Origin of the sequence: Marisediminitalea lipolytica (assembly GCF_001758465.1) — a bacterium.
GTDB lineage: Bacteria > Pseudomonadota > Gammaproteobacteria > Enterobacterales > Alteromonadaceae > Alteromonas > Alteromonas lipolytica.
Window position 1 is genome coordinate 47,956 of record NZ_MJIC01000021.1, and the last position, 15,110, is coordinate 63,065.

The 15,110-nt window shown below is 48.7% G+C and carries 16 protein-coding genes; 8 read left to right on the plus strand and 8 right to left on the minus strand.

The features are described 5' to 3' along the window. Positions 1-30: 30 nt before the first annotated feature. Complete coding sequence (locus tag BFC17_RS21730; RefSeq protein ID WP_070178630.1) at positions 31-1,161, minus strand: Gfo/Idh/MocA family protein; 1,131 nt, start codon at positions 1,159-1,161, stop codon at positions 31-33. A 304-nt stretch (positions 1,162-1,465) separates the two neighbouring features. On the opposite strand from BFC17_RS21730, the gene BFC17_RS21735 reads away from it, so the two are divergent. Next, positions 1,466-2,497, plus strand: a complete 1,032-nt coding sequence (locus tag BFC17_RS21735) for a LacI family DNA-binding transcriptional regulator (protein WP_070178631.1) — start codon at positions 1,466-1,468, stop codon at positions 2,495-2,497. A 24-nt stretch (positions 2,498-2,521) separates the two neighbouring features. Continuing rightward, a complete protein-coding gene (locus BFC17_RS21740) occupies positions 2,522-3,406 on the plus strand; it encodes a sugar phosphate isomerase/epimerase family protein (protein ID WP_070178632.1) in 885 nt (294 codons plus the stop codon). Positions 3,407-3,453: 47 nt separating this feature from the next. On the opposite strand, the gene acnA is transcribed toward BFC17_RS21740, so the two are convergent. After that, positions 3,454-6,162: an aconitate hydratase AcnA gene (gene acnA, locus BFC17_RS21745; protein WP_070178633.1), complete on the minus strand. Its 2,709-nt coding sequence runs from the start codon at positions 6,160-6,162 to the stop codon at positions 3,454-3,456. A gap of 350 nt (positions 6,163-6,512) precedes the next feature. Between acnA and BFC17_RS21750 the strand changes: the two genes are divergently transcribed. Continuing rightward, the gene (locus tag BFC17_RS21750; RefSeq protein WP_070178634.1) at positions 6,513-6,971 is read left to right on the plus strand and encodes a cupin domain-containing protein; all 459 of its coding nucleotides are present in this window, start codon (positions 6,513-6,515) and stop codon (positions 6,969-6,971) included. Between the two features lie 17 nt (positions 6,972-6,988). Here the strand turns inward: BFC17_RS21750 and BFC17_RS22365 are convergent, their stop codons facing one another. The 5 genes from BFC17_RS22365 to BFC17_RS21775 form a co-directional block, all read right to left on the minus strand. Further along, complete coding sequence (locus BFC17_RS22365) at positions 6,989-7,423, minus strand: STAS domain-containing protein (protein ID WP_083271893.1); 435 nt, start codon at positions 7,421-7,423, stop codon at positions 6,989-6,991. A 214-nt stretch (positions 7,424-7,637) separates the two neighbouring features. Continuing rightward, complete coding sequence (locus tag BFC17_RS21760; protein ID WP_070178636.1) at positions 7,638-7,829, minus strand: hypothetical protein; 192 nt, start codon at positions 7,827-7,829, stop codon at positions 7,638-7,640. A 24-nt stretch (positions 7,830-7,853) separates the two neighbouring features. Next, entirely contained in the window at positions 7,854-8,048 is a 195-nt protein-coding gene (locus tag BFC17_RS21765; protein ID WP_070178637.1) for a helix-turn-helix transcriptional regulator, read from the minus strand. Then, positions 8,045-8,461 (minus strand): hypothetical protein, encoded by a 417-nt coding sequence (locus BFC17_RS21770; protein ID WP_070178638.1) that lies wholly within the window; start codon positions 8,459-8,461, stop codon positions 8,045-8,047. Before BFC17_RS21770 ends, BFC17_RS21765 begins: the two co-directional genes overlap by 4 nt. Positions 8,462-8,564: 103 nt before the next feature. Beyond that, positions 8,565-9,704, minus strand: a complete 1,140-nt coding sequence (locus BFC17_RS21775; protein WP_070178639.1) for an EAL domain-containing protein — start codon at positions 9,702-9,704, stop codon at positions 8,565-8,567. 200 nt (positions 9,705-9,904) lie between these two features. On the opposite strand from BFC17_RS21775, the gene BFC17_RS21780 reads away from it, so the two are divergent. Further along, complete coding sequence (locus BFC17_RS21780) at positions 9,905-11,026, plus strand: MBL fold metallo-hydrolase (RefSeq protein ID WP_070178640.1); 1,122 nt, start codon at positions 9,905-9,907, stop codon at positions 11,024-11,026. Between the two features lie 14 nt (positions 11,027-11,040). On the opposite strand, the gene BFC17_RS21785 is transcribed toward BFC17_RS21780, so the two are convergent. After that, positions 11,041-11,478 (minus strand): anthrone oxygenase family protein, encoded by a 438-nt coding sequence (locus BFC17_RS21785; protein ID WP_070178641.1) that lies wholly within the window; start codon positions 11,476-11,478, stop codon positions 11,041-11,043. Between the two features lie 587 nt (positions 11,479-12,065). Between BFC17_RS21785 and BFC17_RS21790 the strand changes: the two genes are divergently transcribed. The 4 genes from BFC17_RS21790 (at position 12,066) to BFC17_RS21805 (ending at position 15,095) form a co-directional block, all read left to right on the plus strand. Continuing rightward, positions 12,066-12,545 (plus strand): nuclear transport factor 2 family protein, encoded by a 480-nt coding sequence (locus BFC17_RS21790; protein WP_070178642.1) that lies wholly within the window; start codon positions 12,066-12,068, stop codon positions 12,543-12,545. Between the two features lie 223 nt (positions 12,546-12,768). Continuing rightward, the gene (locus BFC17_RS21795; protein WP_070178710.1) at positions 12,769-13,629 is read left to right on the plus strand and encodes a helix-turn-helix domain-containing protein; all 861 of its coding nucleotides are present in this window, start codon (positions 12,769-12,771) and stop codon (positions 13,627-13,629) included. A 24-nt stretch (positions 13,630-13,653) separates the two neighbouring features. Further along, positions 13,654-14,493, plus strand: a complete 840-nt coding sequence (locus BFC17_RS21800) for an AraC family transcriptional regulator (RefSeq protein ID WP_070178643.1) — start codon at positions 13,654-13,656, stop codon at positions 14,491-14,493. Positions 14,494-14,603: 110 nt separating this feature from the next. Further along, positions 14,604-15,095, plus strand: coding sequence for a P-loop nucleotide/nucleoside kinase family protein (locus tag BFC17_RS21805; protein WP_070178644.1), 492 nt, complete (start codon positions 14,604-14,606; stop codon positions 15,093-15,095). The last annotated feature ends 15 nt before the right edge of the window (positions 15,096-15,110 follow it).

Genomic DNA, 15,110 nt, shown 5'->3' on the forward strand with positions numbered 1-15,110 from the left:
CTCCTGCTTAATTCGTTTCTCAGATGCTTGTTATTCAGACGCGATAAAATCGGTCCACTTCGCATCGCTCGCGGTGCTGGCCAGCATGGTTTCGATAAAGGCATTACCGCGTAAACCATCTTCCAGCCCCGGTACGCCATCAGCTTTACCGGTTTGACCGCTGCGTACCGCCTTGGCAAAGAAGGTGTACAGGTTACCCATGGCTTCCAGATAACCTTCCGGGTGACCACCGGGAATACGACACCGCGCCTGCGCTTCTTCGCACAGCCCTGGCATACCGCCACCAGCGCGCAGAGTAACCATAGGCGCAGTCAGTGAGCGCACGATCAATGAGTTTGGATTCATCTGCATCCACTCAAGACCGCCTTTCTCGCCATAAACACGAATCTTCAGGCCGTTTTCTTCACCGGCACACACCTGGCTGGCAATTAAAACGCCGGTCGCGCCACTTTCGAAACGCAACAAGGCCGCACCGTCATCATCCAGGCGACGCCCTTCAACGTGAATGTGCATGTCGGCACATAATTTATTTACTTTGTCGCCGGTAACAAACTCGGCCATATTGAGTGCGTGAGTACCGATATCGCCCATGCAGCCACTGCCGCCTGACTTGCTCGGGTCAGTACGCCAACCCGCCTGTTTGTTGTCCTGCATTTCGATACCTTCGCTTAACCAGCCCTGTGGATACTCCACATAGACTTTGCGAATTTTGCCCAGCTCACCGTTAGCCACCATATGACGCGCCTGCCATACCATGGGATAGCCGATGTAGGTGTGCGCCAGGCCCAGCAGTACCGGTTTGGCAGCTAAAGCTGGCTTAAGCGATTTGGCTTCATCCAGTGAAATCGCCAGCGGCTTTTCGCAGAAGACGTGAATGCCAGCCTCAAGCGCGGCCCTGGCCACTTCCACGTGGAGATGATTTGGCGTAACGATTGCCAGTACCTGTACCCGCTGATCTGCGGGTAATTTGGATTCTTCTTCGATAAGCGTTTGCCAGCTGCTGTACGCTCTGTCTGCGCTGATACTCAGCGACTCTGCGGTTTCCAGATTGTTATCCGCATTACGACTAAAGGCACCGCACACCAGTTCATAGTGTCCATCCAGACCAGCTGCATGACGGTGCACAGCGCCAATAAAGGCCCCCTGACCGCCGCCAATCATACCTAAACGAATCTTCTCTGTTTTTGCCACCTTCGAACCTCGATATGCAATATCATCAAAAAATCAAACTTGTTTAAATTTTGTTAATGATGTAAAAATGTAACGGATTACATCGAAGTATAACAAGTTTACTGTTCAGATCTAGTCCGAACTCATCACAAAATTGTTAACGATCCGGCGGTTTTTTCGATAATTGCCGGAAAATAAGCCAAATAGCGCTAGCCGAATTAACAAATTTTGTTAACATAAAAAAATAAATAATGTTATCGGTTACATCATTCCTTGCGCGAAAGAGGACGGCGAGTTGTCAAATATAAGAGAAGTGGCTGAATTAGCCGGTGTGTCTGTGGCGACCGTTTCCCGAACGTTACAGCAACCTGAACTGGTATCGCCCAAAACCCGGGTAAAGGTTACCGAAGCTATTGAGCAGCTTAATTATAAACCCAACCTGATGGCGGTGAAGTTTCGCTCCGGCAAAACCCATAATATCGTGGTGTTGGTCCCTACCGTGGCAAACGTGTTTTTTGCGCGCGTGATCCGTGGCATGCAGGAAGCGGCAGCAGCAGAGGGTTATTCGTTATTGCTGGTTAATACCATGGGTGACGACGCCACTGAACAAAATTACGCCCGCATGATTCACACATCCCAGGCCGACGGCGTGGTGCAATTACGGGCTTTTAATCCTTTCAACGATAATGACGTGACAGATGAAGGTCTGTTGCCCATGGTCAATGCCTGTGAAATCCTTGACGCTCCAAAATGTCCGACGGTGTCTCTGGATAACCGCCTGGCGGCCGCGGCCATGACAGAGCATTTGGTTGAACTGGGCCACCAGCATATTGCCATGATAAAGGGCCCGGCAGCCAGCCCACTGACCCGCGATCGGATGCTTGGCTTTAAAGATGCATTGCAGGCTGCCAACCTGAGTTACAACGAAGAACTGATGTTCGCCGGGGATTTTACCCTGCAATCGGGTTACGAGGCGGCCGAACGCCTGCTAAAACAGAACCATCCCGTTACGGCAGTGGTATGTGAAAACGATGAAATGGCACTCGGAGCTATTAGCCGCTTCAAAGCGGCCGGGTTACGGGTTCCGCAGGATATATCCGTGTCCGGTTTCGATAATATTGCCTTCTCACATTACAGCGATCCACCGCTAACCACTATCGCTCAACCCGCTGAAGAATTTGGCGAAACTGCCATTAACCTGCTTATAGAAGTGTTAAAAGGCAAAGCTAAACGCGCGGTAAAAGTCATTCTACCGTACCAGTTAATCATCCGTGAAAGCACCGGGCCAGCACCGGCGCACCCGGTCAATCTTTCCGAACCGTCTTAGCGGCTAACATAAGGAGAACTTATTATGTCTCAACACAACAAAATGCCAGGCTTAAGCCGCCGTCGATTTATGCAAATGTCTGCCACCGGCATGGGGGCACTTTTTGGTGCGACTGCTTGTTCCAGTGCATCTAACGTTACCACTGCGGCCAAAGAAAACCGCGTAGGTTTGCAGTTGTATACCCTGCGCAGCATGATGGAAAAGAGCGTACCGGATACCTTAAAACTGGTTGCCAGTGTCGGCTACAAAGAACTGGAGTTCGCCGGCTTCTACGACAATGATCCCAAAGAGGTTAAAGCACTGATGGACGAGCTGGGATTAACAGCGCCGTCGTCACATGTATTGCTGCGCCTGATGTCAACAGACGCCGATATCGAAAAGCAGATCGAAATTGCTAAAATCATGGGTCATAAATACGTAGTCGTTCCTTATATTTTTCCAGAAGATCGCAGTAAGGACATCGCCGGCTACCAACGTCTGGCCGAACGCCTTAACAAGCTGGGTGAAACCTTTAAAGCCAATGGTATCCAACTGGCCTACCACAACCATGATTTCGAATTTGAAAACATGAATGGTCAGGTTCCCTACGATATATTACTGGACGAATGTGATGCCGACCTGCTGGCCATGGAACTGGATTTATACTGGACAGTCAAAGCAGGGCTTAATCCTGTGGATTATTTCAAACGCAACCCAGGGCGCTTTAAGCTGTGGCACGTGAAAGACATGGACACCCAGGGTGAATTTGCCGATGTGGGTAAAGGCACCATTAACTTCGACGATATCTTCGCCAACGGCAAATTAGCAGGCATCGAGCACAAATTCGTTGAGCGCGATAAAACCGACGATCTGGTACAAACTATTTCGCAGGGCTATCTGGCCGTTAGCCGTTTAAACGATAAATACTAGTTTTATCCAGCTAAAGAAAAGGGGCCGAGGCCCCTTTTTTGGTTTTATTACTTCAGGTATTCCCGAATAACATAGTGCAGGATCCCGCCGTGTTCGTAGTAGGTGAACTCGTTAGCCGTATCAATCCGCACTTTAAGCTCCACCGTTTTACTGCTGCCATCGGTTTTGGTAATAGTCATTGAAGTGGTCTTCTGGCCCCGCTCTACGGCGTCGATAGAAAACGTCTCATTACCCTCAATGCCCAGCGATTCAGCACTGTCGCCGTCAGCAAACTGAAGTGGCAGAATGCCCATACCGATGAGATTTGAACGGTGAATACGCTCAAAGCTCTCGGCAATAACCGCTCTTACGCCCATTAACGATGGACCTTTAGCAGCCCAGTCACGACTTGAACCAGTGCCGTATTCTTTACCACCAATCACAATGGCTGGCACCTGCTCTTCTTTGTAACGCATTGCTGCATGGTATATCGACATGGCATCGCCGCTTGGGAAGTGAGTAGTAGCGCTGCCACTGGTACCAGGCGCTAACTGATTTTTTAAACGTACATTAGCAAAGGTACCGCGCATCATTACCTCGTGGTTACCGCGGCGCGAACCATAAGAGTTAAAGTGCTCAGGTGTTACTCCAAGTTCCTGCAGGTACTCACCGGCAGGACTGTCCGGCGCAATGGCACCCGCCGGGGATATATGGTCAGTGGTTATCGAATCCCCCACCTTCACCAGACAGCGTGCATCGGTAATCGATTCAATGGCGTCCGGCGTGGTCGACATCGTATCAAAGAAAGGCGGATGCTCAATATAGGTTGAATCCGGCCAGTCATACACCGAGGTATCCGATACTTCCAGTTCGTTCCACACGCCGCTACCTTTAAACACATCGGCGTATTTGGCTTTAAACAAGTCGCCCGACACATTTTCGCGAATATACGTCTGAACTTCTTCAAGATCTGGCCAGAGGTCTTTTAAATAAACGTCATTTCCGTTGCGGTCTTTACCGAGGGGACTATTAGCCACATCGATTTTCATGTTACCAGCCAGAGCGTAGGCTACCACCAGCGGCGGCGATGCCAGATAGTTTGCAGCCACGTCGGGGTGAATACGCCCTTCAAAGTTGCGGTTACCGGAAAGTACCGAAGTTACCGTTAACTTAGCTTTGCGAATGGCGGTTTCGATAGCGTCTGGCAATGGTCCTGAATTACCAATGCAGGTAGTGCAACCGTAGCCCACCAGATTAAATCCCAGTTTTTCCAGATAAGGCATCAAACCAGCGTCCTCGAGGTATTGAGTAACCACCTGAGAACCCGGTGCCAGTGATGTTTTCACCCAGGGCTTGCGCGTCATGCCAAGCTCCGCCGCTTTTTTCGCCACGAGTCCGGCGGCAATCAGTACAGACGGGTTAGACGTATTGGTGCAACTGGTAATGGCAGCGATAACGACTGCACCATCTTCGAGATTAAACGCTTCATCGCCCAGTTTAACGTAAGATGCATGATCTTCATCTACCACAGGCGCTGTACCACCTTCGGCGACAAAATCACTCTCTTCGGTCACATCAGCAATATCAATTTGCTGTGCCAGCCAGTCATCAAAAGCGTTAGCCGCATTATCCAGTGCAATTCTGTCCTGCGGACGTTTAGGCCCGGCAACCGAGGGCACGACTTTGCCTAAATCCAGTTCCAGCGTTTCATGATACTCTGCGTCTCTGGTGTTATCGTCATGCCACAAGCCGGTTTGTTTAGCGTAAGCCTCTACCAGCGCAATTTGCTGTTCATCCCGCCCGGTTAAATGCAGGTAATCCAAAGCGACCTCATCGAGAGGAAAAATACCGCAGGTTGCGCCATATTCTGGTGCCATATTAGCGATGGTGGCACGGTCGGCAGTGGTCAACGCGCTTAAACCCGGCCCGTAAAACTCAACAAATTTACCTACTACCCCATGCTTACGCAGCTGCTCGGTAATGGTTAATACCATGTCTGTTGCCGTAACACCCGGGTTGAGCTTGCCGGTTAGACGAAACCCCACCACCCGCGGCAACAGCATTGTAACGGGTTGACCCAGCATTGCCGCTTCGGCTTCAATACCGCCAACGCCCCAGCCCAATACACCAAGGCCATTAATCATGGTAGTGTGAGAGTCAGTCCCCACCAGAGTATCAGGATAAACCAGGGTTTCACCACCCTGCTCTTTAGCGAAAACACAGCGGGCCAGATATTCCAGATTCACCTGGTGCACAATACCGCGTCCGGGTGGAACCACTTTAAAATTATCAAAGGAGGACTGGCCCCATTTGAGAAACTGGTAACGCTCCTTGTTGCGTTCCACTTCAATGGCGGTGTTTTTCTGTAATGCATTTTCTTCAGCAAAATGATCCACCATCACCGAGTGGTCGATAACCAGCTCAACAGGATTTAACGGATTAATAGCCTGAGCGTCCCCACCAAGACGGTTAACAGCGTCACGCATTGCCGCTAAATCAACGATAGCCGGCACGCCGGTAAAATCCTGCAAAATGACCCGGGCGGGTACAAAGGAAATTTCGTGATCGGCAGTGTCAGCGGTATCCCATTTGGCAATGGTTTCGATATCGGTGTCGCTGACAAAGTCGGTATGTTCATGTCGAATCAGATTTTCGAGCAGAATTTTAACGCAAAAGGGTAACCGTCCGAGATCAAACTGGCTTCCGAGCTTTTCGAAACTGATAGCTGAATAGCTGCGGTTACCCACAACAAGCGGCGCATAGGTTTGATATTTCATGTTGTACACATCCTTTTTCGGTCAAAATTAAACAAACTCCCAATCCTGATGCATAATCCCAACCAATCATAATTCAACCTAAAATCATACTGTTACAGCTCAACAATTAAACCCTTCAGGCTTAGTATGAAATTTATTCTCACCTGACTGTGTAATACCTGCAGGCCTCACCCCATAGAAAATCGGCTAGCCCATAACCACCAAACATTTAACAAATATTTAATATAAATGATGTACATTGGTTTTAGCTTATGTATGCTTAGCGCTTAGTCTATCGCCCGTGCTTACTGCATAGCGGTCATTCTGCCAATAATCGGATGATTGGTTATATCCCTTCAGTGGAGTATTAAATGCACCCTCTTGTTAACAAACTTGGTTTGGAACCCCACCCTGAAGGGGGATACTACCGGCAAATATACCGCTCTGGTTATGAAGTTACTTCGCCTAAACACGGGTTAGCTCGCCCCGCGGTTACGCATATCTATTTTTTATTATTAAAGGGGCAGGTAAGTCGTTTCCACCGGGTGTTACATGATGAAATCTGGAACCATTATGATGGCGCGCCGTTAACGATTTATCAGTTACATCAGCAACAGCTGCACGAAAAAAGAATTGGCGGACCCGAGGATGACATGGCCGCTATAGTGCCTGGTGGTCATTTCCAGGCCGCAACCTCGACCGGCGACTATTCGTTAGTGGGATGTTCAGTTGCACCGGGCTTCGATTTTGCTGATTTTAGCTTTATCGATGAACCCTGCCTTAAGCAATGGATTGAGCTGGCTCACCCGCATCTGACTAAATTTATATGATCAACGCTGGTAAAAAACTAACTATTTTCGATTAAAAATAATCGGTGCAGGTTTGCGGTGTACATTAACCGTTTTACGCAATCACTCGCGCCGGTAATTTTTATCGCGGTGTGTTGAGAAGACCGCAACTGCTTCTGCAAACCCACCAGGGCACCCATTCCTGAGGAATCAAGGTGTTGTACCTCAGAAAAATCAATTTTTAATACTGAGTCCTCAAGCAGCTCGAGTGGCAGTTGTTTTATGGCTGAAAACACAGACAACGCATTTAACCCGGTCCATACCGGTGGCAACACCAGTGTGTCCGGTGCAAGGACTCTGCCGGAAAAGCAATGCCGGCAAGACGTAGACGCCTTGTGCGGGTCGGAATTACGTAAATAGCAACTACAGCAATTGCTGTTTGCCGCACTAATGCTTTGAAAGCCACTTCCTGTGGGGTTTTCCGTAAAGTTCACTGTATCACCTTTGCCTTAAATCAGCCGTTTTACAAAGCTCGCTTATAGGAGGCATCCCTTCCCGCAGCTCTTTGTACAAAGGTAGTCGATATTCCGGGCTCCGCTAGTATATTCACACGCTAATTTGTTTAACAAACCCTAAAGATTTGCAACACAATGATTTTTTTTGCACAAAAAAGCGGCAAAAAGCCGCTTTTTACCCAATCGAGGCAACTTATTGCTGACAGGTCGTGCGGCTTTTGCCCGTTAACTGACCAGCTACAATAACGTAGGCACAGATCATCATAATCAACAGAGTGCCGGCGCTCTCATGGTCACCAACCAGGTAACTCACAACCAGCATCAGTGCAGCAAACGTCAGCGCAACAATCAAATGGGTTTTAGTGGTGGATTTTAATGCTTTCATGCTCTTCTCCAAACAGGTTAAGGGTTATTCATCGTCCTGAAAAATCTCTTCAATGCGCAGCTTAAACAGCCGGGCTGCTTTAAATGCCAGTGGCAAACTGGGATCAAACTTGCCTTTTTCTATCGCGTTAATCGTCTGACGTGACACATCCAGTCGCTCAGCCAAATCCGCTTGTGTCCAGTCTCTTTCTGCTCGGAGTACCTTAAGACGGTTTTTCATTGATACTTTTTCACTCCCCGATAGGTACCCGCTAAATAGGTCAACGCCATCAGTACCGCCAGATGGGAAATCTCCGCGGCAAACGGCAATACGCCGGTTTTCGCCAGTGCCGAATAAGCAAAACCACCCACCAGGCCTACTCCCAGAGACAGTCCCATGGCTTCCAGCTGAATTTTTTGCTCCAGCTCATCCAGACCATTCAGCATGATCTTATTTGCCCACATCATGCCTGCCCCCAAAAGCAAATTGATTGCCCCCATCACGCCGGTAATTAACTTGTCGCCGTCCCACACAAAGCGGTGCCCAAAATAAATCAGGGCCAGGGAAAGCAACCATGCCAGGGTAAATCCAGCCAGGCGGCGACGGTTATGCTGATTACGCTGGTGTCGTGTGAGTACCTTTGCCTCTTTCATGTCGCAACAACCTTCCATAAAGTAAAGTAGACTTTACTTAAAGTATCACAAAAAAGACAAATGTAAAGCACACTTGTCTTTAACGCACGCAAATTTTGCGTGATTATTTAGCCAGCGGTGCTCGCATAGCTTGTTCGATAGGGCTAACCGAATCGTAGATCGCCTGGCGTTCTTCGTCAGAAATACGATCACTGAAACGTTTGGGCCGAGCAAAAAAGTAGCCTTGCAGGTAATCTGCCCCAAGCTCAGTCAGCATAAGAGCTTCCTGTTCGTTTTCGATGCCTTCTGCAATGACCCTGACACCGTTCTGACGGGCGATTTCAATGAGATGCTTTACGATAACCTGTTTGTAGTGATTAGTGTCTATGCCACTAATCAGTTCCATATCTATTTTCACGTAATCGGGTCTGAGTTGCTCCAGAAGATTTAATCCAGACCATCCCGACCCAATGTCATCAATAGCCACACCAAAGCCGCTTTTGCGATAAAAGGCGAGGATCCCTTTCAAGTGATTCATATCCTGTGCACGATGTGTTTCAACAATTTCAAACACGACGTCGGCAGGTTTAAGGCCCAGTTGATGAATAGCTGATGCGGTAGCCCGTAAACAGTAAGCGGGATCGTAAATACTGGAAGGATTAAAGTTAATAAACACCTTCCCTTTCAGCTTTGCCCGTGAAAAATACTCTACTGCCGAGCGTCTTGCTGTCAGGTCCAGTGCAAATAACAGATCACTCTGCTCCGCCAGCGAAAAAGCAAAGGCCGGGGGAATTAAGCTATTCTCTTCATCAAATAACCGAAATAACGACTCATGGGCAAATATGGCGGGCGCATCGATTGCACCGCCAGCCACCACTATTGGCTGAAACCAGCTTTCGTAGGCATGGTTATCAATGGCCGTGGTTAACCATTGCGCCTGATACCGCCTAACCAGAATTTCAGCAGTTGTAATCCGGCCAATGGCTTTGATATCCGGGTTTTCTGGTGTTGGAGTCGTCGTGACTTTGGTGCGACCAAACTCCGGCCCTTCCAGACCACCACACAAGTGGTTTAAAAAAGCCCCGATGCCAGGATTTTCAACCTGCACCCGAACACAGTGCTCTGCTGTTTGCGCGACCGGGCAATTGCTGGCGGTGGCAAGGCTGACCACCTTATGGAGCGTTTCTTCGGTCGGCACAAAAAGCCAGAAATAAGTTTCTGCAAAAAAATAATCATCGATGGATTCGCACTCAGCACACCACATTTTAGCCCTCCTCAATACTGCGTTAATACCTTTACCTGTAAAGCGAAGTTAAGGTTCACTCTGTTTTCAAAATACCGGGCCACCAACGGGAGGTCAGAGGAATAGGCAACAGAACGAGGGATTTATGACTTTATAATCATTCACCTGACAGTGATAATGCTATGCGTTAAGCATTATTTTGGAAAGTTACCGTGAGAAAAATGCGAGGTAAAATGTCAGGGGTATTAGCAGGAATAATGGTAGTTGGCGCCACCCTGTTGCTGGGCGGCTGTGTTGTTATGAACCTGCCCCGATTTGGCGGTGAACCGGATGACGACAAAAAGCAAACCTATGCCCGGTCGGATAACTACACAGACAATGCCTTTCACAATCAGACCGCTACCCCGGTTTTAAAAGAAGGTGTTAGCACCTGGTCTGTCATCTGGGGCAACATTACCACTTCGGTTAAAGATTTAGCGCCCAATAGCGCTATTCCGGTAAATAAGGTCGATTTTAAAGCGCTGGATCCCAAAGACAATATTTTGGTCTGGCTGGGCCATTCCAGCTTTTACCTGCAACTTAACGGCCAGCGTATCCTGGTGGATCCTGTATTCAGTGATTATGCGTCACCCTTTTCCTTTATGGTAAAAGCATTTAAAGGCACTTCGGTATTTAAGGTGTCTGATCTTCCGGATATTGATGTCCTGCTGATATCCCATGACCATTATGACCACCTTGACTATAACACCGCGGTAGCCCTGAAAGACAAAGTGAAGAAGGTGTTTGTGCCGTTAGGGGTAGGCTCGCATTTTGCCCGCTGGGACTACACCGACACGCAAATTGAGGAAGCCAACTGGTTTGACAGTATAGAGCTGGAGAGCAATTTACGCATTCATCTGGTTCCGGCCCGACACTACTCCGGACGGGGTCTGAACAAAAACCAAACCCTTTGGGGTGGCTATGTGCTTACTACGCCTGACTATCAGCTTTACCTGGGCGGCGACTCCGGCTATGGCCCCCACTTTAAGGCAATCCGCGATCGCTTTGGTGATTTTGACTTAGTTGCCCTGGACACTGGCCAGTATGATCCTCGCTGGCCCTACATCCACATGACGCCAGAAGAGTCTAAACAAGCCGCCACTGATGTGGGCGCAAAAGTATTCCTGCCCATTCACATTGGTCGCTTTGCACTGGCTCGTCATCCCTGGAAGGAGCCGTTTGAAGATATAGAAGTTTTAAGCGACAACGCACCGTATCAGCTTTATACGCCCCTGATAGGCCAGCCACTGCGCCTCGGCGAGACACCAGCCCCCTCTACAGAGTGGTGGGAAGCTGTAGAGTAACAACCTGTTTGCCGTTACACCGCAACCAGGAATAAGCCCGCACTGACAGCCGCGCTGGCAGTGCGGACATGATTCCAGAATGTCCAGCGAACAAGATAATGTTGCCAGACCGCCTCACCATTCGTGTTCCCCTCCTCCTCAAGCCGGCGGTTTAGCGGTACATTTCCCACGGCTGTAACTATCAGCATACCACCAAGGTACAGGCCACCAGCCAGCCAGGTCATGGCAGAAGGGCTGGTAAAAAGTGCTGCCAGGGTCAGCACACTGGAGCCCCAGAACAGCAACATAAATGCCGAGCTTAAAATGTCCCGATTGATTTGGCGCATGGTAGTTGCCCCTTGTTGCGCCGGTAACCGGCTCAAGGAAGGCATCACAATTACCGAAAAAGCAAAGTAAATACCAGCCATTAACGCACACAATCCGCCGCACAAAACCGTAATCAGTGTTTGCATTTCATCTCCTTGTTTAATTCCTCTGAGTATCTCGTTTTACGCCTGAGTAAACGCAACCATGCGTCCAAAAGACCTGCCCGATCGTCCTCATTTCCAACTTTTTTTACCGAAGACATTCTCGACAATCCGGATTTCAGAATTCCTGTCCCGGTCTTTCAAGAAAAACAAAAGTAGACAGATAAGTATATTTTTAATAAAAACATACACTTTACTTAAATACACAAATTTTTACGTATTTTCCCCTTGCAACACCGGACTGGTTCTGTGTATTTTATAAACAACACTTGAACGGTCGTTCAAGATGCAAAAATGAATGACTTGTATAAACAACCTTACGACGCCATGGAGAAAGTCTTATGCCAGCATATGCACGGCCTGTCGCCATAGATAGTAACGAAAGCTCAAGGGCATTGCTGTGTCCCTGGCTTAACCCATTAACACCGGGAGCAGCAGCGAATAGCCCGACGAACATGGTAACTAACTGTCTGACAAAGCTGCTCAGACATGCCTGTAATACCGGCCGGACTCAGGTTGATTTCCCCCTGGTTCATCCGGTTTAAAATCTTATTCGACACAAGGAGTTAACCATGCAAAACCCCGAACAGCAACGCCCGCCATTACCGCCTTTTACGCTGGCATCTGCTACTGAAAAGGTGCGTCTGGCAGAAGATGGCTGGAACAGTCGCAATCCGGAAAAAGTCGCCCTGGCCTATAGCATTGATACCCGCTGGCGTAACCGGGCAGAGTTTATTCACGGCCGGGATCAAGCCGCAAAATTTCTTTCCCGAAAATGGGATAAAGAGCTTGAGTATCGCTTGATCAAAGAGTTGTGGGCGTTCACTGACAACCGGATTGCCGTGCGTTATGCCTACGAATGGCGCGATGATTCGTCTAATTGGTTCCGCTCTTACGGCAATGAAAACTGGGAGTTCGACAACCAGGGCCTGATGGTTAATCGCCACGCCTCATTGAACGATCTGCCAATCTCGCCGCAGGAGCGTTTATTTCACTGGCCATTGGGGCGCCGTCCCGATGACCACCCGGGTTTATCCCAACTGGGCCTGTAGCCCCTTTAATGGGGTGTCATCGCCCCATTTTTTTTAATTAATCTGTATGCCAGGCCCGGTGCTGCAATCGCAAAATTGAAGCGACAGTTTTTACATAATCAGGCCATTTGTATACCGAACTGTTTACTTTTTAAGGTAACGGCTGTCGCGTCACTGTTGTTAGTTAATGCAGTGCGCTGAGGTTATCTCATCAGAACGGTTAACCGATAAAGAGAGATATCACATGGACAATTTAAGCGGAATTTTAAATCAACATACATTTGCCACCGTCATAAATCACAGTGGTCTGTTAACGGGCGTAAAACACTTCGGCGATCAGGGCCAGTTACATTTGCTGCAATCCGGCAAGGTCAGACTGAATCGCCAGGGGCACCGGGATCTGCTAATGGACCGCCCCTCAGTGGTGTTACTACCTAAAGGTCAACAGCACCTTCTGGAATCCATTGGTGACCAACCCGCTAAAGTGATCAGTGCCAGTGTATCTTTTAGCATTGCCAGTTCCTCGCTGTTAGTCAAAGCCTTGCCGGATATCGTCTATCTGCAAGTGACTCCCCAGTGTTCGTTATCCTGCACTGTGCAATGGTTATTTAATGAGGTGTTTGAACAGCGTCTCGGCAAAGACATCATGATCAATAAACTGGGCGAAATATTTATGTTGCAGGTACTTCGCCACGCCACCGAGAAGGGCAGTCTGCACCAGGGGGCTCTTGCTGCGATTAATCATCCGCAATTGCGTAAGGTCATCGAAGCTATCCACGCTGATCCGGGACAACACTGGTCTTTAAATGAACTTGCAAGTATTGCTGCTATGTCCCGGTCTAAGTTTGCTGAGAGTTTTAAATCCCTGGTGGGACAAACCCCAAACGATTACATCACTGACCAGCGTCTTGCCGTCGCCCAAAAGCTGCTTAAGCGCAACAAACCGGTAAATTATGTCGCCGGTGAAGTGGGCTACGAACATGGCTCTGCACTGGTGCGCATATTTAAGAAGAAACTGGGAGTGTCACCACGCCAGTGGCTCCAGCAAAGTCGTAAGGGGTATTCGACGGCAACCGGAGCGCCGGCCGCCGGGCTGGCAGGGTAATTTCCCGGAATAAACGAGGATTCGATGGACAACATCACCGATATTATTAAGCGAATTTCATTAAAAGCCGAAGTCTTTTTCAGTGGCAAACTTTGTGGCATCCAGTCTTTTGCCAGCGACGATAAAGGGCATTTGCACCTGCTGAAATCCGGCACGTTAACGATTGTCATGAAAGATGGCAGCAAGCAGGTCATTGATAAACCGTCGGTAATATTTATTCCCGGGCCAGCAGAACATCGCATTCTGGCACCGCAGTCAGAAGGCGCCGAAATGGTCTGCGCAACCATCAGTATGGAATCCGCCCATCAAAAACTGTTGCTGGAGGCGTTTCCGCCGCTGATTGTTCTGCCGCTGGATAGCGAGATATACATAGGTCAGACGGCGCAGTGGTTGTTTGATGAGGCGTTTAGTCGCTCTGTTACCCGCAGTGTGATGATAGATAAACTGAGTGAGATATTCTTACTGCAGGTATTACGCTACATTCTGGAAAACGATTTAGCCAAGGGTGGCGTATTGGCGGCGCTGAGTCACCCGATGATGGCCAAAGTTATCAGTAAAATGCATAACCAGCCTGAGGTGAACTGGACAGTCGACAGCCTGGCGGAAATCGCCGCTATGTCCCGCTCCCGCTTCGCAGCATCCTTCAAAGAGATAGTCGGCCTGACACCCAACGATTACCTGACCGACGTCCGCATTGCGCTGGCACAGGAAATGTTACAGGCTAATAAGCCGGTTAATCTGGTTGCTAACCTGGTGGGCTATGAGCATGGTTCAGCGCTGGCCCGGTTGTTTCGCAAAAAATTGGGTATGTCACCCAGAGAGTGGCTAAAAGAGCCCTCAACCGGAAATAATAAACCGCTGTAAAGGCGTGCGGCACACACAGGAACAGAAACGTGGCCTTTCCTTACTTCGCTCGTTACCAGAGCCCTGATATCTTCGCCCATAAGGTGATGTTATGCATAAATGGAGGACGCATGGAAAACCCGGGAAAACTGTTCTTCTTCTGTGGCAAGATGGGAGCAGGAAAATCCACAAAATCAAGGGCTGTAGCTGCTGAAAATAACGCCGTCTTAATTTCAGAAGATAATTGGCTGTCTGCTCATTACCCTACTCAAATTAAAACGTTTGATGATTACATTAAGCACTCAAACCTCATTAAACCTTTCGTCAAAAGACATGTTCAGGATTTGCTGAGTATTGGGATTAATGTTGTTATGGATTTCCCGGCCAATACCGTAAAACAACGAGCCTGGTTTATATCACTTTGCCTCGAAGTAAGCAGTGAACATGAGCTCTGGTATTTAGATCTCACCGATGAGCAATGTTTATCCCAAATCGCCAAACGTCGGGTTGAACAACCAGCAAGAGCTATGTTTGACACCGAAGCCGTATTTCATCATGTGACCCGGTATTTTGAAGCGCCAGCGGCCAGTGAAAAACTTAATTTGGTGCGTGTGGCAGGATAAGCATGTAATCCCCTA